At 61.8% G+C, this 16,435-nt stretch carries 16 protein-coding genes; 9 read left to right on the top strand and 7 right to left on the bottom strand.

From position 1 onward, the window contains the following. Nucleotides 1-13: 13 nt before the first annotated feature. Complete coding sequence (locus AC0IYH_RS15915; RefSeq protein WP_471835061.1) at nt 14-430, bottom strand: hypothetical protein; 417 nt, start codon at nt 428-430, stop codon at nt 14-16. Between the two features lie 177 nt (nt 431-607). Between AC0IYH_RS15915 and AC0IYH_RS15910 the strand changes: the two genes are divergently transcribed. Continuing rightward, nucleotides 608-1,486 carry a DMT family transporter gene (locus tag AC0IYH_RS15910; RefSeq protein ID WP_116629351.1) on the top strand — a complete coding sequence of 293 codons (879 nt, stop codon included), beginning with the start codon at nt 608-610 and terminating at the stop codon, nt 1,484-1,486. A 1-nt stretch (nt 1,487) separates the two neighbouring features. Here AC0IYH_RS15910 and AC0IYH_RS15905 read toward each other — a convergent pair whose 3' ends face one another. Next, nucleotides 1,488-2,822: an MFS transporter gene (locus AC0IYH_RS15905; RefSeq protein ID WP_471835059.1), complete on the bottom strand. Its 1,335-nt coding sequence runs from the start codon at nt 2,820-2,822 to the stop codon at nt 1,488-1,490. A gap of 233 nt (nt 2,823-3,055) precedes the next feature. Between AC0IYH_RS15905 and quiC the strand changes: the two genes are divergently transcribed. Together quiC and AC0IYH_RS15895 are read left to right on the top strand one after the other, a co-directional pair. Beyond that, complete coding sequence (gene quiC, locus AC0IYH_RS15900) at nt 3,056-4,957, top strand: 3-dehydroshikimate dehydratase QuiC (RefSeq protein WP_122774101.1); 1,902 nt, start codon at nt 3,056-3,058, stop codon at nt 4,955-4,957. A 77-nt stretch (nt 4,958-5,034) separates the two neighbouring features. Further along, nucleotides 5,035-5,700, top strand: a complete 666-nt coding sequence (locus AC0IYH_RS15895) for a TetR/AcrR family transcriptional regulator (protein ID WP_101273111.1) — start codon at nt 5,035-5,037, stop codon at nt 5,698-5,700. 133 nt (nt 5,701-5,833) lie between these two features. On the opposite strand, the gene AC0IYH_RS15890 is transcribed toward AC0IYH_RS15895, so the two are convergent. Next, a complete protein-coding gene (locus AC0IYH_RS15890; RefSeq protein ID WP_116629348.1) occupies nt 5,834-6,682 on the bottom strand; it encodes a shikimate dehydrogenase in 849 nt (282 codons plus the stop codon). Further along, entirely contained in the window at nt 6,679-7,128 is a 450-nt protein-coding gene (gene aroQ / locus AC0IYH_RS15885) for a type II 3-dehydroquinate dehydratase (RefSeq protein WP_122774103.1), read from the bottom strand. Before aroQ ends, AC0IYH_RS15890 begins: the two co-directional genes overlap by 4 nt. 305 nt (nt 7,129-7,433) lie before the next feature. Here aroQ and AC0IYH_RS15880 point away from each other — a divergent pair, with 305 nt between their 5' ends. Together AC0IYH_RS15880 and AC0IYH_RS15875 are read left to right on the top strand one after the other, a co-directional pair. After that, nucleotides 7,434-7,862, top strand: a complete 429-nt coding sequence (locus AC0IYH_RS15880; protein WP_471835057.1) for a DUF4160 domain-containing protein — start codon at nt 7,434-7,436, stop codon at nt 7,860-7,862. After that, nucleotides 7,859-8,326 (top strand): DUF2442 domain-containing protein, encoded by a 468-nt coding sequence (locus AC0IYH_RS15875; RefSeq protein ID WP_116629345.1) that lies wholly within the window; start codon nt 7,859-7,861, stop codon nt 8,324-8,326. The genes AC0IYH_RS15880 and AC0IYH_RS15875 overlap by 4 nt, the downstream gene beginning before the upstream one ends. Here AC0IYH_RS15875 and trmA read toward each other — a convergent pair. Then, complete coding sequence (gene trmA, locus AC0IYH_RS15870; RefSeq protein WP_122774105.1) at nt 8,309-9,388, bottom strand: tRNA (uridine(54)-C5)-methyltransferase TrmA; 1,080 nt, start codon at nt 9,386-9,388, stop codon at nt 8,309-8,311. The two genes, AC0IYH_RS15875 and trmA, sit on opposite strands and share 18 nt — an antisense overlap. Next, nucleotides 9,385-10,680, bottom strand: coding sequence for an NCS2 family permease (locus AC0IYH_RS15865; RefSeq protein WP_471835054.1), 1,296 nt, complete (start codon nt 10,678-10,680; stop codon nt 9,385-9,387). The genes trmA and AC0IYH_RS15865 overlap by 4 nt, the downstream gene beginning before the upstream one ends. A 188-nt stretch (nt 10,681-10,868) precedes the next feature. On the opposite strand from AC0IYH_RS15865, the gene AC0IYH_RS15860 reads away from it, so the two are divergent. The 4 genes from AC0IYH_RS15860 to AC0IYH_RS15845 all read left to right on the top strand — a co-directional run bounded on the left by AC0IYH_RS15860 (nt 10,869) and on the right by AC0IYH_RS15845 (nt 15,102). Beyond that, nucleotides 10,869-11,315: a DUF4879 domain-containing protein gene (locus AC0IYH_RS15860; RefSeq protein WP_122774106.1), complete on the top strand. Its 447-nt coding sequence runs from the start codon at nt 10,869-10,871 to the stop codon at nt 11,313-11,315. A gap of 96 nt (nt 11,316-11,411) precedes the next feature. Further along, nucleotides 11,412-11,933: a (2Fe-2S)-binding protein gene (locus AC0IYH_RS15855; RefSeq protein WP_471835052.1), complete on the top strand. Its 522-nt coding sequence runs from the start codon at nt 11,412-11,414 to the stop codon at nt 11,931-11,933. Further along, nucleotides 11,933-12,922, top strand: a complete 990-nt coding sequence (locus AC0IYH_RS15850) for an FAD binding domain-containing protein (RefSeq protein ID WP_116629340.1) — start codon at nt 11,933-11,935, stop codon at nt 12,920-12,922. Before AC0IYH_RS15855 ends, AC0IYH_RS15850 begins: the two co-directional genes overlap by 1 nt. Continuing rightward, nucleotides 12,919-15,102, top strand: a complete 2,184-nt coding sequence (locus AC0IYH_RS15845; protein ID WP_471835050.1) for a xanthine dehydrogenase family protein molybdopterin-binding subunit — start codon at nt 12,919-12,921, stop codon at nt 15,100-15,102. The genes AC0IYH_RS15850 and AC0IYH_RS15845 overlap by 4 nt, the downstream gene beginning before the upstream one ends. Before the next feature lie 79 nt (nt 15,103-15,181). Here AC0IYH_RS15845 and AC0IYH_RS15840 read toward each other — a convergent pair whose 3' ends face one another. After that, on the bottom strand, nt 15,182-16,432 hold the full coding sequence (locus AC0IYH_RS15840) for an MFS transporter (protein WP_116629338.1): 1,251 nt from the start codon (nt 16,430-16,432) through the stop codon (nt 15,182-15,184). Nucleotides 16,433-16,435: the final 3 nt, after the last annotated feature.

Below are 16,435 nucleotides of genomic sequence, written 5' to 3'. Positions count from 1 at the left end.
ATGTGTTTAACGCTTACTGACGGCAATAACCTTCGCCGGTATCGACAATCAGGCACTCTTTTTTATCCGCCAGCCATTTCAGCCCGGTGGCTTCGCCGTCGCCGGCGCGCAGCAGTTGCGGGCCGTCAGGGCGGGTGAAGGTGATGCCTTCTTCGTTGGCCTGGCCCTTGAAGGTGCCCGAGTCATCGGCGTCGAGGCCGTATTGCATGGTGAGCAAGTAGTGGCCACGGCCGATGCTGTCGTCCTTGGCGATGGTCAGGTGCAAGCCTTCGACGCCGATCCATTTGCCGACCCATTTATCGGTGGGCGGGTTTGCCGGCACCAGGGTGGCTTGCACGGAAGGCGGCGCGGGCTTGGGAGCGTCCTTGGCCTCCTGGTTACAGGCGGTCAGCAGGGCAAGGGTGGAGAGAACAAAGAGGGCTTTTTTCATAGCAACTGGCCTTGGTTGAAAAGTGTACAGCACGGGGGTTGGCGTGCAGCTTTGGACTCGAATCCGGTGATTTAGTGCGCTGTTCGCACGCTGTTTGGTTATGCTCTTGGGGCAGACGCATGCCCGGCTGCTAGATTACCGGGTTGAGTGCCCCCGCGTGCCACGCAAGAGAATTCAATGACTGTCAGCACCCCCCTTTCCGGCGTCAACCATCCTTTCAAAGGCATCTTGCTGATTGTGTTGGCGACGTTCCTGTTTTCCAGCCATGACGCGCTGTCCAAATACCTGGCCGGCTTCTACCCGATCGTGATGGTAGTGTGGGCGCGCTACCTGGTGCACACCTTGCTGATGGCCGGGATTTTCCTGCCGCAATCGGGCCTGCGCGTGCTGCGCAGCAAGCGCCCGGGGATGCAGGTGGTGCGCGCCTTGTGCCTGTTGGGCACCAGCCTGTTTTTCACCGCGGCGCTGCATTACATCCCGTTGGCGGAGGCCACGGCGGTGAACTTCCTCGCGCCGATCCTCGTGACGGCGCTGTCGGTGCCGCTGCTGGGCGAGCATGTGACGCGCGGCCAGTGGCTGGCGGTGATCTGCGGGTTTGTCGGCGTGCTGGTGATCATCCACCCCGGCGGCGAGCTGTTCACTCCGGCGGTGCTGCTGCCGCTGTGCTCGGCGCTGTTCTTCTGCTTTTACCAGTTGCTCACGCGCATCCTCAGCCAATACGACACGCCGACCACCAGCAACTTCTTCGCCGGGCTGTGCAATACCTTGGTGATGAGCGCGATGGTGCCGTTCTTCTGGCAGATCCCCACTCTCTGGCATGGCGTGTTGATGCTGGCGCTGGGCACCTGCGGGATGACCGCGCACTTGATGCTGACGCAGGCGTTCCGCTTTGCGGCGCCGGCCTTGCTGGCACCGTTCGGCTATTGCCAGATCGTGTTTGCGGGGTTGTTGGGTTGGCTGGTGTTCAGCCATACCCCCGATGTGACCACGGTGGTCGGCATCGGGGTGATCTGCATGAGCGGGTTGGCCGCTGCCTGGCAGCAGCGGCGTAGGTAGATTACACGTCTACGGTAGGAATCTTGCGTGGGGCCATGAAGTACATCCAGGTCAGCGCAATGAAGTACATCGCCGGGATCAGGGTGAACAACACGGTGTAGTTGTTGTTGGTCACCGTGAGGATGTGGCCGACGATCTGGGTCATGAACATGCCGCCGATGGCCGCGCACATGCCGCCAAAGCCGAACACCGTGCTCATCATGTGCTTGGGCGTGTAGTCCATCACCAGGCTCCAGATGTTGGCGGTCCAGGCCTGGTGCGCGCCGATGGCCAGGGAGATGGCAAACACCGCGACCCACAGCTGGCTGGAGCCGGCCGCCATGATCACGCCGACGATGCAGCAGGCGAACAGCAGCATCGACAGCAAGCGCGCCTTGATCGAGTTCATCCCACGGCCGATCAGGAATGAAGACAGAATCCCCCCACCGACACTGCCGAAGTCGGCTGTCAGATAGATGATGATCAGCGGGATACCCATCTGCGTCACGTTGATGCCCAGGTTGTATTGCTGGTTCAGGAACGGCGGCAGCCAATACAGGTAGAACCAGAACACCGGCGCGGTGAGTGCATAGGCGATGGCGAAGGCCCAGGTGCCGCGCATGCGCAGGATACGGCTGAACGGCACGCCAGGTTGTTCCGGCTCGACGTGTTGTTGCACGTAGTCCAATTCGGATTGTTTAACGCTCGGGTGGTCTTCCGGGTTGTAGTACTTCAACCCCCAGAACACCAGCCAGATCGCACCGAGGGACGCCATGCACAGGAACGCCGCTTGCCAGCCCCATACGTGCAGGATCAGCGGCAGCAGCATCGGCGTCATCATCGCGCCCACGTTGGTACCGGCGTTGAAGATACCGGTGGCCACCGCGCGCTCACCGGCGGGGAACCACAGGCGGGTGGTCTTGACGCAGGCCGGGTAGTTGGCGGCTTCGGTCAACCCGAGGATAAAGCGGCAGACCATAAAGCCCACCGCCGAGGTGGCCAGGCCGTGGGCGCCGGTGGCCAGGCTCCACAGCAGCACCGCGCAGAAGAACACGCGTTTCACGCCGACCTTGTCGATCAGGCGGCCTTGCAGCACAAAGCCGATGGCATAGCCGACCTGGAACCAGAAGTTGATGTTGGCGTAGTCCATCGCCGTCCAGCTCATCTCTTTGGCGAGGATGGGCTGCATCACGCCCAGGGCGGCGCGGTCGATGTAGTTGAGCGTCGTGGCGAAGAACACCAGGGCCAGCATGCCCCAGCGAGTTTTACCCACGGCCAGGGCGCCGCGGATCTTGTCGCCGATGCCGGCGTGCGGGGTGCCAGGGCGCGCGGCCAGGGCGGAATTTTGCAGAGGCATGAGGTCGTACCCGTTTTTTGAAATTTTTATGGTGTGTTCTGGGTCTTTTTTTAACGCGGGTTGCGGAATCGATGGTGCGCAGTGGTTAAAAAATCGTCAATTCGCCAAAGCGGCTTAGTGTTCGATAATCGCACCAAAAACTAACCGGTTCGTACATTTTAATTGCTGTGAACAGTTTAGCGGCCAATAATTTGCCGTAAATAAGACGAGCCTCAAAATGCCGGGAGTCGCCCATGCAACGTTCCATTGCCACTGTTTCCTTGAGCGGCACCCTGCCGGAAAAGCTCGAAGCCATTGCCGCCGCCGGGTTCGATGGGGTCGAGATCTTTGAAAACGACCTGTTGTATTACGACGGCAGCCCTCGAGAAGTTAGGCAGATGTGTGCCGACCTCGGCATTGCGATCACCTTGTTCCAGCCGTTTCGCGACTTTGAAGGCTGCCGCCGCGACCGCCTGGCGCGCAACCTGGAGCGCGCCGAGCGCAAGTTCGACCTGATGCAGGAACTGGGCACCGACCTGGTGCTGGTGTGCAGCAACGCCTCGGCCGACTCGGTGGGCGATGAGCGCATTTTGCTCGATGACCTTAGCCTGCTGGCCGAACACGCTGGCCGCCGTGGCTTGCGCATCGGCTATGAAGCGCTGGCCTGGGGTAAACATGTGAATACTTGGCAACAGGTGTGGAACCTGGTGCGCCAGGTCGATCACCCCAGCCTGGGCGTGTTGCTCGACAGCTTCCACACCCTGTCGCTCAAGGGCGACCCGAGCGCCATCGCCGAGATCCCCGGCGACAAGATTTTCTTTGTGCAAATGGCCGACGCACCGATCCTGGCCATGGACGTGCTGGAGTGGAGCCGGCATTTTCGCTGCTTCCCCGGCCAGGGCGAGTTCGACCTGGCGGGCTTCCTCGCGCCGATCATCCAGAGCGGCTACACCGGGCCGTTGTCCCTGGAAATCTTCAACGATGGCTTCCGCGCCGCGCCGACCCGTGCGAATGCGGCCGATGGCTTGCGTTCGCTGCTGTACCTGGAAGAAAAAACCCGTCAGCGCCTGGCCGAGCAAGCACCTGCCGTGCCGGTGGATATCCTCTTCGAAACGCCGCCGGCGAGTGAATACGACGGCATTGAATTCCTTGAATTCGCCGTGGATGAAAGTCTCGGCGCCAAACTGACCCACTGGCTGGAACGCCTGGGTTTTGCCAAGGCGGGCCAGCATCGCTCGAAGAATGTGAGCCTGTTGCGCCAGGGTGATATCAACCTGATCCTCAACTGCGAACCCTATTCCTTTGCCCACAACTTTTTCGAGGCCCATGGGCCGTCGTTGTGCGCCACGGCGATTCGGGTCAAGGACAGCGCCAAGGCCCTGGAGCGGGCGGTGGCCTACAAGGGCCAGCCGTATCGCGGCCTGGTCGGGCCCAACGAGCTGGAGCTGGCGGCGGTGCGTGCGCCGGACGGCAGCCTGATTTATCTGGTGGATCAGAGCGCCGGCGGCATCTACGACACCGACTTCACCCTGCAATCGGCCAGCACCGCCGGCGGTGGCTTGCTGCGCATCGACCATATGGCCATGGCGCTGCCGGCCGACAGCCTCGACAGCTGGGTGCTGTTTTACAAGAGCCTGCTGGATTTCGAAGCGGACGACGAAGTGGTGCTGCCCGACCCTTATGGCCTGGTCAAAAGCCGCGCACTGCGCAGCCGTTGCAGTTCGATCCGCCTGCCGCTGAATATTTCCGAGAACCGCAACACCGCCATTTCCCACGCGCTTTCGAGCTATCGCGGCTCGGGCGTGCACCACATTGCCTTCGACTGCGCGGATATTTTCGCCGAGGTGCGCCGGGCCAAGGAGGCCGGGGTGCCGTTGCTGGATATCCCGCTCAACTACTACGACGACCTGGCCGCGCGTTTTGATTTTGACGACGAGTTCCTCAGCGAACTGGCGTACTACAACGTGCTGTACGACCGTGACGCCCAGGGCGGTGAGTTGTTTCACGTCTACACCGAGCCGTTTGAAGGGCGGTTTTTCTTCGAGATCATTCAGCGCAAAAACGGCTACGCCGGTTATGGCGCGGCCAACGTGGCGGTGCGCCTGGCCGCCATGGCCAAGTCACGCAGCGGCGCGGCGCGCCAGGCGCGGTTATAACGGCTGGCCAGGTGCTTCCTTCGGGGAGCGCCGCGGCCCATAATCACCGCCTGCATAACAATGGCCGTGAGCGCACCATGACCTCGAGTCCCGAACTCCCCGCAGTGTCAGACGCACCGCGCAAGAGTCGTAAGAACAACCCGGAAAAGACCCGCGAAAACATCCTGCAGGAAGCTGTTGTCGAGTTTGTGCAGCAGGGCCTGTCCGGCGCTCGCGTGGATGCGATTGCCGAGCGCATCCACACCTCCAAACGCATGATCTATTACTACTTCGGCAGCAAGGAGCAGTTGTACGTCGAGGTGCTGGAGAAGCTCTACGGCGACATCCGCAACACCGAAACCCGCATGAACCTCACCGCCCTGGAGCCGCGTGAAGCGATCCGTCGGCTGGTGGAATTCACCTTTGATCACCATGACCAGAACGTGGATTTCGTGCGCATCGTCAGTATCGAAAATATCCACAATGCCGAGTACGTGAAGCGCTCGGATTCGATCAAGGCGATGAACAGCAATATCCTCGAGGCGCTGGGTACGACGTTGCGGCGCGGGGCCGAGATGGGTTTGTTTCGTGAGGGGTTGGAGCCGTTGGACGTGCATCTGCTGATCAACTCGTTCAGCTTTTACCGGGTGTCCAACCGCCATACGTTCAGTGAGATTTTTCAGATCGAACTGTCGGATGAGGCGGTTAAACAGCGGCATCGAGAGATGATCTGTGAGTCGGTGATGCGTTACTTGCAGGCCTGAGTATTCAGGTTGGAATGCAATTTATGTGGGAGGGGGCTTGCCCCCGATTGCAGTGGGTCAGCCAGCACAGATTCAGCTGAAACACCGCTATCGGGGGCAAGCCCCCTCCCACATTTGACCTCTGTTCCTTCAGTCAGCAATTCATGGCTTGGAAGTGCGCCAACATGCGCTGCGCATCCGGCACCTCGCCACTGAACAACTCAAACGCCTTCACCGCCTGAAACACCGCCATATTGCCGCCATCCAGGGTGCGGCAGCCCAAGGCGCGGGCATCGCGCAGCAGTTCGGTTTCCAGCGGGAAGTACACGATCTCCGCGACCCACAATTGCGCCCGCAGCAGGCTGGCGGGTACGGGGGTGCCAGGCAGTTTGGCCATGCCCATCGGCGTGGTATTGACCACACCATCGGCCTCGGCCACGGCGTTTTCCAGGTGCTGGCCGACCTGGGCGCGACCGGCGCCGAAACGCTGGGCCAGGTTGTCCACAAGGTCGCGGGCGCGGGTTAGGTCCACGTCGAAAATACTCAGGTATTCGACCCCTTCGGCCAGCAGCGCATGGGCCACTGCTGCGCCTGCACCGCCGGCCCCCATCTGCACCACGCGCTGGCGCGGTACATCATTCAGGTTGCGCCGGAAACCCTCGGCGAAACCCAGGCAGTCGGTGTTGTGGCCGATGCGTTTGCCGTCCTTGAACACCACCGTATTCACCGCGCCGATGCCGCGAGCCTCGTCGGATAAATCATCGAGCAAGGGCAGGATTGCCTGCTTGCACGGGTAGGTAATGTTCAGCCCGGTGAAGTGCATCAACTCGGCGGCGTCCAGCAGGTCGGGCAGGGCGTTGATGTTCAGTTGCAGCGGCTCCAGGTCAATCAGCTGGTACAGGTAGCGCAGGCCCTGGGCGTCACCCTCCTGCTCATGCAGGGCCGGGGTGCGCGAGGCCTGGATCCCGGCGCCGATCAGGCCGGCGAGAATGCGCGGTTTCATTGCGCCGACCCTTTGAACAACTGGCTGAAATGTTCCAGGGCCAGGTGATAGCCATGGCTGCCGAAACCCGCAAGCACGGCCTTGGCGATGGGCGACACGAATGAGTGATGTCGAAACGCTTCACGCGCATGCACGTTGGATAAATGCACCTCGATCACCGGCACTTCACTGGCCACCAGCGCGTCACGAATGGCTACCGAGGTGTGGGTCCAGGCCGCCGGGTTGATCACGATACCGGCGCAACGGGCGCGGGCGCCGTGGATCCAGTCGAGCAGTTCGCCTTCATGGTTGGTCTGGCGAAATTCGATTTTCAGCCCGAGTTTTTCCGCGCTACGCCCGCACAAGGCGGCGACGTCGGCCAGGGTTTCATGGCCATAGGTGGCGGGCTCGCGGGTGCCGAGCAGGTTGAGGTTGGGGCCGTTGAGCACCAGCACGATAGGAGGCATAGGGGGATCTCCACAGTTCTTGTTAGTTGTGGGGATAAAATGTACCGGATAGTTAATTTGGTCAATTGAAGCGCGGATTTCTGCGTGGGATTTGTTCGATTAACGAACATTTATTACGCGGGGTTACCTGGCATGCACGATTCCCTGGCCGATCCAGAGATTGGCATGAGTGGTTACAACCCGGTGTTCGACGGGTTGTTCGTCGTTACTACGCTGTGAAAACGCTTCGCGATTCTGGAGCCGATTGTCGGGTGCCATGGGGAAAATTGTTACCTGGCAGAAATTAACCTAACGGATGGGTTACGATGAAAGTAGGTGCTTACAAAGGATATGTAATCTCGGTGTTTCTCAGGGATGAACATTGCCCGCCTCACGTGCATGTCAGGGGCAAGGGCTGGGATGCGCGGTTTCGTTTTAGTTTTCTGGATGGGGAGGTGGAGTTGTGGGATGTAGAGCCCGATCGGCGGCGGCCACCGAGTGCGGTCCTGAAGGAAATAGGCGAGGTGATAAGGCAACGGCACTACCTGGCACGGGCTCGCAGGATTTGGTGGCAGGCGCTGCAAACGGTCTGTCTGGAGAACCATTCATGGGATTGGGATGCGGGTGAGGTAATTCCGGGATTGATCATTCGACAGGGTGTCTACGTCATTGCAAACGCTCGGCACGATGTCGTTGAGCAACGAACAATTTTGAATCTGGTAAGAGCACCAGATTGCGTGGGGATTGATTTATGAAAATTGTAAAAGCCAAAGTCCGGCCCTATGTACCGATCACTGAGGCCGATATCGACAAGGCCATAGCGCGTGGGCGCAAACTCAAGCGCCTGTACGCCAACGCCAGCGACGTGCGTTATGAAGACAAGTGCATCTCCATCGGCTTCAGCGACGGCAGCCGCGTCGTGCTGCCGGTGGCCGGCCTGCCGGAGTTCGAAGGGTTTTCCTTGCAGGATTTTCAGCAGTTGGAGGTAGGCTTTGGCGGCAAGGCACTGTGCTGTGAGGCTCAGGACCTGGATGTTTCCATCACTGGCCTGGTTGCGACAAGCAAGCCGCTGATGGACCTGGCCACAAGCATGGTGGCCTCCCGCAACGGCCGCAAAAGCAGCGCCGCCAAAGCCGCCGCCGCCCGTGCCAATGGCAAGAAGGGCGGGCGGCCACGCAAGAAGGAAGAAGAGGGCGCTGAATTACCGCCGGGTCAGTAATACCCCGGACTCCATGTGGTGCGTCCATGGGAACTGGTCAAACATCGCGCATTTAGTGATCTTGTGCGTGTCATGCAGTTGCGCAATGTTTGCCGCCAGCGTCTCCGGGTTGCAGGAGATGTACAGGATATTGTCGAAACGCCGGGTCAGTTCGCAGGTGTCCGGGTCCATGCCGGCGCGCGGCGGGTCGACGAACACGCTACCGAATTCATAGCTTTTCAGGTCGATGCCTTGCAGGCGACGGAACGGCCGCACTTCGTTGAGCGCTTCGGTGAGTTCTTCGGCAGACAGGCGCACCAGGGTGACGTTGCCCACCGCGTTTTCATCGAGGTTGCTCAGCGCCGCGTTAACCGAGGTCTTGCTGATTTCGGTGGCCAGCACTTTGCGTACCCGCGTCGCCAGGGGCAGGGTGAAGTTACCGTTGCCGCAGTACAACTCGAGCAAATCATCCGGGCGATCGCCCAGGGCTTCATAAGCCCAGTTGAGCATCTTCTGGTTCACGGTGCCGTTGGGCTGGGTGAACGCGCCCTCGGGTTGGCGATAGCTGAACGTGCGGCCGCCGACCTCGAGTTTTTCCACCACGTAGTCGTGGCCGATCACATCGCGCTTGCCCTTGGAACGGCCGATGATGCTCACGTTCAGGTCCGCCGCCAGCTTGTTCGCCGCGATGTGCCAGTGTTCGTCCAGCGGGCGGTGATAGCACAGGGTGATCATCGCATCGCCGGCCAGGGTGGTGAGGAACTCCACCTGGAATAGCTTGTGGCTCAGGGCGGCGCTGGCTTGCCAGGCGGCCTTGAGCTGCGGCATCAACTGGTTGATGCGCAGGCTGGCAATGGGGAATTCTTCGATCAGGATCGGCGTACGCTTGTCGTCCTGGGAGAACATCGCGTAGTGGCGATCACCGCCTTCGCGCCATAGGCGGAACTCCGCCCGCAGGCGGAAGTTCTGCAGCGGCGAATCGAATACCTGCGGCTCGGGGGCGTCGAACGGCGCCAGCAGGTCACGCAAACGCGTGACCTTGTCTTGCAGTTGAACGGTGTAGCGTGCGGCGTCAAAAGTCATGCGTTGAACCAGCCCAGCTTGATCACAAACAGAATCGACAGGATCACCAGCGCCGGGTTCAGCTCACGGTAGCGGCCCGAAAGCAGCTTGATGGCGGTCCACGCGATGAAGCCGAAGGCGATGCCGTTGGCGATGGAGTAAGTGAAGGGCATCGCCAGGGCGGTGATCACCACCGGCGCTGCAACAGTAATGTCGTCCCAGTCGATTTCGGCCAGGCCCTGGGTCATCAGCACGGCCACGAACAGCAGCGCCGGCGCAGTGGCGAAGGCGGGAACGCTGGCGGCCAATGGCGAGAAGAACAGCGCCAGCAGGAACAGGATCGCGACCACGATGGCGGTCAAACCGGTACGGCCACCGGCGCTCACGCCCGCAGCGGATTCGATGTAGCTGGTGGTGGTCGACGTGCCCAGCAGCGAGCCGGCCATGGCGGCGGTGCTGTCGGCGATCAGGGCGCGGCCCATTTTCGGCATGTGCCCGTCCTTGCCCATCAGGCCGGCGCGCTTGGCCACGCCGATCAAGGTGCCGGAGTTGTCGAACAGGTCAACGAACAGGAAGGCGAAGATCACGCTGACCAGGCCGATATCCAGCGCGCCCTTGATATCCAGTTGCAGGAACGTTGGCGCCAGGGATGGCGGCATCGACATCACGCCACCGAAAGGGGTAACGCCCAGCGCGATGGAAACGATGGTCACGGCGAGAATGCCGATCAGCACGGCGCCGCGCACGGCCAGGGCTTCCAGGGCCACAATCAGCATAAAGCCGACGATGGCGAGGATAGGCGCCGGTTTTGTCAGGTCGCCCATGCCCACCAGGGTATTTGGGTTGCCGACCACGATCCCGGCGTTGTGCAAGGCGATCAGCGCCAGGAACAGGCCGATACCGGCGGCAATCGCCGAGCGCAGGGGCAGCGGGATGCTGTTGATGATCCACTCGCGGATACGGAAGATCGACAGCAGGAAAAACAGCACTGCCGAGATGAACACCGCACCCAGCGCAACCTGCCAGGTGTGGCCCATGTGCAGCACCACGGTGTAGGTAAAGAAGGCGTTAAGGCCCATGCCCGGTGCCAGGGCAATCGGGTAGTTGGCGATCAGGCCCATCACGGTCGAACCGATGGCGGCCGCCAGGCAGGTCGCGACGAACACCGCGCCCTTGTCCATGCCGGTTTCGCCGAGGATGCTCGGGTTCACGAACAGGATGTAGGCCATGGCCAGGAATGTCGTGATGCCCGCGAGGATCTCGGTGCGCACGTTGGTGTTGTGTGCCTTGAGTTGAAACAGCTTTTCCAGCATGCCTGCTCCCTGTGACGCTATTTTGCGTCGTGATTTGTTGACCTCTAAGTCAAAGCACAAACTGCGCCAAGCGCCTGTGATATCAGAGAGGATCGGAAAAAGCGGCGCATCATACCAGCAGCCGAGGCTGTGTGGCGCATGGGCTTGAGGCATACTGCGCCGACGTTCACCAGCGGGTCATTGCCAGCATGAAAAAAGCCAACGCGTGGAGTCTAGCCCTGATCCCCTGTATCAGCCTGTGGCTCGCCGCAGCACCGGCGTGGGGCGCGACTGCACCGGCCTTGAGCGAGGTGCGTGTGTTCAAGGTCGAGTCGGCCCGTTGCACTGAAACCATCCCCGAGCGCGCGCAAAGCACGCAGATGTGCACCCACCGTGGGCCCACCAAGGTCTCGGTGATGGAAGTGGGCCTGGGCAACAACCCCATCGGCCAGTTCAATGGCGCGACCCTCAATGGCCAGCGCACACCGGTGTGCCAGGTCGGTAACGTCAGTGAGGCCTGCAATGGCGCGGGCACCCTGATGGGCTACATCTATGTGTTTGACCTGGACGTCGCTGACCAGGGCTGGTTCGAATACAGCAACTCCTCGATCAACCCGCCGCGAAACACCCTGAAAACCCTGCTCAATATCCGCTGATCAATCACCTTGAACGCTCAATACCCCGGGAAGTCGTACCCCTGAGACGGCGATTTTCCTGAACGCCGCGGATGTACACCAACCCGTGAGGTGTTTATGAGCGCGACCCCCAATGGCGCGGCGGCCCAACCGTTCGTCGCCCACTCGATACGCTTGACCCTGAATGGCCAAGAACGCCAGCTGGACGTGTTGCCCTGGACCACCTTGCTCGACCTGTTGCGCGAGCAACTCGACCTGGTGGGCAGCAAAAAAGGCTGCGACCACGGCCAATGCGGCGCCTGCACCGTGTTGCGCGATGGCAAACGCGTGAACGCCTGCCTGACCCTCGCCGTGATGTGCGACGGCGCCGAACTCACCACCATCGAAGGCCTGGCCAACGGCGACCAGTTGCACCCCATGCAGCAAGCCTTTATCAAGCACGACGCCTTCCAGTGCGGTTACTGCACCCCCGGCCAGATCTGCTCCGCTGTAGGCCTGGCGAACGAAGGGCGTGCGAAAAATACCGCGCAAGTGCAGGAATTGATGAGTGGCAACCTGTGCCGCTGCGGTGCCTACAGCAACATCCGCGATGCCATCGAGGATGCCCTACCGGCCTGCCGTAAACAGGGAGGTGAGTAATGAACCCCTTCCACTACAGCAAACCGGCCGATGTACACGAAGCCGTGCACCTAAGCAGCGCCGCGTCGCGTTTCATCGCCGGCGGCACCAACCTGCTGGACCTGATGAAAGAAAACATCAGCCGCCCCGAGCACCTCATCGACATCACCGGCCTGCCGCTGCATGAAGTCGAAGAAACCGCCACGGGCGGCCTGCGCATCGGTGCACTGGTGAGCAATGCCGACCTGGCCTGGCACCCCTTGATCGAGCAGCGTTATCCCTTGCTGTCCCAGGCCATCCTCGCCGGGGCCTCGCCGCAATTGCGTAACATGGCCAGTACCGGCGGCAACCTGTTGCAGCGCACCCGTTGCTACTACTTCTATGACGCCGCCGTGCCGTGCAACAAGCGCGAGCCCGGCAGCGGCTGCCCGGCGCGCACCGGGTTGAACCGCATCCACGCGATCCTCGGCGCCAGCGAGCAGTGCGTGGCCACGCACCCGTCGGACATGTGCGTGGCCCTGGCCGCCCTGGAAGCACGAGTGCACGTGGAAGGGCGCGGCGGTGCGCGCATCATCGAGTTTGCCGACTTCCACCGCCTGCCCGGCGATGCGCCACAGCGCGACAACCAATTGGCCGACGATGAGCTGATCACCGCCATTGAATTGCCCGCCGACCACCTGGCGCGCCACAGCCACTACCTGAAAATCCGCGACCGCGCGTCCTACGCGTTTGCCCTGGTGTCCGTCGCCGCCGCCCTCGAATTGGACGGTGACCGCATTGTCGACGCGCGCCTGGCACTCGGTGGCGTGGCCCACAAACCCTGGCGTGACCGCGCGGTGGAAGCCTCGCTGATCGGCCAGGCGGTCAGCCGCGAAACCTTCAGCAACGCCGCCGACGCCTTGCTGCAAGACGCCGAACCTCTGGAACACAACGGCTTCAAGATCAAGCTGGCACGCCGCGCGATCATTCGCGCCCTGAGCGATGCCGCTGTCGCAGGAGAACAACCATGACCGCCATCGGCAAACCCCTGGACCGCGTCGACGGTCTGCTCAAGGTCACCGGCCAGGCGCGTTACGCCGGTGAGTTCCCCGAGGCGGGCCTGCTGCATGGCAGCGTAGTCTCCAGCAACATTGCCAAGGGCCGGGTCATCCGGATCGATGCGTCCAAGGCCCTGGCCCTGCCGGGCGTGGTGGCCGTGATCGATCATCTCAACCGTCCCAAAATCGCCAGCTACGATGACGCCTTCGCCGACGCGGATGCGGCCGATGGCTCGCCCTTTCGCCCGCTGTACAACGACCGCGTGCTGTACAGCGGCCAGCCCCTGGCTCTGGTCGTTGCCGATAACCTGGAACTGGCGCGGCACGCCGGCTCGCTGGTGAGCATCGAGTACGAAAGCGAAGGCTTCGAGACCGATTTAATCGTCCAGCAGGAGCAGGCGTATCCGTCGCCGCAAACCCCGCCCAAGCCACGCGGCAACTTCCAGGCCGAATGGAGCGCCGCCGCCGTCAGCCTCGACCTGCACTACAGCACGCCCATCGAACACCACAACCCTATGGAACCCCACGCCAGCACCGTGCTGTATCAACCGGACGGCACGTTGCATATCCACGACAAGACCCAAGGCCCGCAGAACTGCCAGGCCTATGTGCAAAAAGTCTTCGGCCTGGATAAAAGCCAGGTGCGCATCTTTGCGGCATTTGTCGGCGGGGCCTTCGGCTCTGGCCTGCGCCCGCAATACCAATTGCCACTGGCGGTGATGGCTTCGCTGGCGCTCAAGCGCTCGGTGCGTGTCACGCTCACCCGTCAACAGATGTTCACCTTCGGCTATCGCCCGCGCACCTTGCAGCGTTTGCAGATGGGCGCGGCAGCCGACGGTCGGCTGCTGGCGTTGGGGCATACCGCTATCGGCCAGACCTCGCGTTTCGAGGACTTCAGCGAACACGTGGTGGAATGGAGCGGCATGCTCTACCACTGCGACAACGTGCAGTTGACCTACAACCTGGTGCCGCTGGACGTGTTCACCCCCCTCGACATGCGCGCGCCGGGCGCCGCCCTTGGCGTGATCGGCCTGGAATGCGCCATGGATGAACTGGCTTGCGCACTGGGCATGGACCCGGTGCAACTGCGCCTGATCAACTACGCCGAGCGCAACCAGAACGAAGACAAACCCTGGTCCAGCAAAGCCTTGCGCGAGTGCTACCGCGAGGGCGCCGAGCGTTTTGGCTGGAGCCAGCGCAACCCAGAACCGCGCAGCATGCGTGACGGCCGCCAGTTGATCGGCTGGGGCATGGCCGGCGGCGTGTGGGAAGCCATGCAGATGAAGGCCAGCGCCAAGGCGCGCATCGACGCCGAGGGCAAATTGACCGTCAGCAGCGCCACCACTGACATCGGCACGGGTACCTACACGGTCATGACCCAGATCGCTGCACAGGCCAGCGGCGTGGCGATGGCCGACATCAGTTTTTTACTCGGCGACTCTTCATTACCCACCGCGCCGCTGCAGGGCGGCTCGTTTACCGTGTCCTCGGTGGGCACCGCTGTGCAGCAAGCCTGCGAAGCGTTGAATGCCAAGTTGTTGACCATCGCCCGGCGGACATACCCGGTATTCAAGGACGCCGAAGATGTGCGCTTTGAAGACGGCCAGTTGCACACCGGTGACGTCAGCGTGTCATTGGCCCAACTGGTCAAGGACAGTGGCGAAGGCGCGCTGGAAGTGCAGGTCGACAGCGAGCCCGACAAAAAGCGTGAAGGCTATGCCACGGCGACCCATTCGGCGGTGTTTGTGGAGGTTCAGGTTGACGAAGACCTGGGCACGATCAAGGTGCGTCGGGTGGTCAGCGCGATAGCGGCCGGGCGTGTGGTCAACCCCAAGATGGCCCGCAGCCAGATCCTCGGCGGCGTGGTGTGGGGCATCGGTATGGCTTTGCATGAAGAAACCCAGATCGACCATCAATTGGGGCGGTATATGAACCACAGCCTGGCCGAATACCACATTCCGGTAAATGCCGATATCGGCGACATTGATGTGGTGTTTGTCGAAGAACACGACGAGATCGTCAATGCCCTGGGCTCAAAGGGAGTGGGTGAAATCGGCATTGTCGGCGTGGCGGCAGCGGTGGCGAATGCGATTTACCACGCCACCGGAAAGCGCGTGCGGGAATTTCCGATCACCCTGGATAAGGTGCTCTAACACCATTCATCCAAACCCCGGAGATCCAAATGTGGGAGGGGGCAAGCCCCCTCCCACATTGACCTTATTTCCACATTGGTTATGCGGTGGGCTTTACCGCGGCTTCCTCGGCCGGCACATGCATCCGGTCGCGATTAGCCAAGGTCGGGAACAGCTTGATCCACACCCCGGTCACCACCAGCGTGCCGATCCCGCCCATGACCACGGCCGGCACCGTGCCGAACCAGTGCGCGGTAATCCCCGATTCAAACTCACCCAGCTGATTCGACGCGCCGATAAACAGCCCGTTGACCGCACTCACCCGGCCGCGCATTTCATCCGGGGTTTCCAGTTGCACGAAGGACGCGCGGATCACCATGCTGATCATGTCCGCTGCGCCCAGCACCACCAGCACCGCCAGGGAAAACCAGAACGAGGTGGACAGGCCGAATGCGATGGTCGCCACCCCGAATACGCCCACGGCGGTGAACATCACGCGGCCGACTTGCCGGTCCACCGAGAACCGCGCCAGCCACAGCGACATCAACAACGCCCCCACCGCCGGCGCCGAGCGCAGCAGGCCCAGGCCCCAAGGGCCGGTCAGCAAAATATCCTTGGCAAACACCGGCAGCAACGCGGTGGCACCGCCCAGCAGCACGGCGAACAGGTCGAGGGAAATCGCGCCCAGAATGTCTGGTCGGCTGCGGATAAAACGGATGCCGGCCAGCAGCGAGTCCAGCGTCGCCTTGCCTTTGTTCAGCCCCGTCTGGCGCGCGGGCAGGTTGAGCATCAACGCGCAGGCAATCAGGTACAGCACCACGGTCGGGCCGTACACCCACACGCTGCCAAAGGCGTAGAGCAAACCGCCGAGGGCCGGGGCGACGATGGTTGCCAGTTGCTGCGCCGACTGCGATGAGGCCACCGCCCGAGGGAACAACGCACTGGGCACGATGCTTGGCAGCAGGGCCTGGGTGGTAGGCATCTCGAAGGAGCGCGCGGCGCCCAGCAAGAAGGCGAGGATAAAGATCATCTCGCGGGTCACGTTGCCGGTCAGGCCGCCAATGGCCAGGGACAAGGCAATCAGCGCCTGCACGGTCTGGCAGATGGCGGCAACCTTGCGCCGATCATAGCGGTCGGCCACGTGCCCGGTGTGCAGCATGAACAGCACGCGCGGCACGAACTCCACCAGGCCGACCAACCCCAGGTCCAGCACATTGCCGGTCAGCTGGTAGAGGTTCCAGCCGATGGCCACGGTGAGCATCTGGAAGCCGCTGGCGGTGAAGATCCGCGCCAGCCAGAACGCGATGAAAGGGCGGTGGTGACGCAACAGCAACGCGGGTTCACTAGGCATCAG

The organism is Pseudomonas sp. AC463, assembly GCF_979253585.1.
Note: the sequence above shows the minus strand (reverse complement) of the source record. Positions and strands in the feature narration are given on the sequence as shown.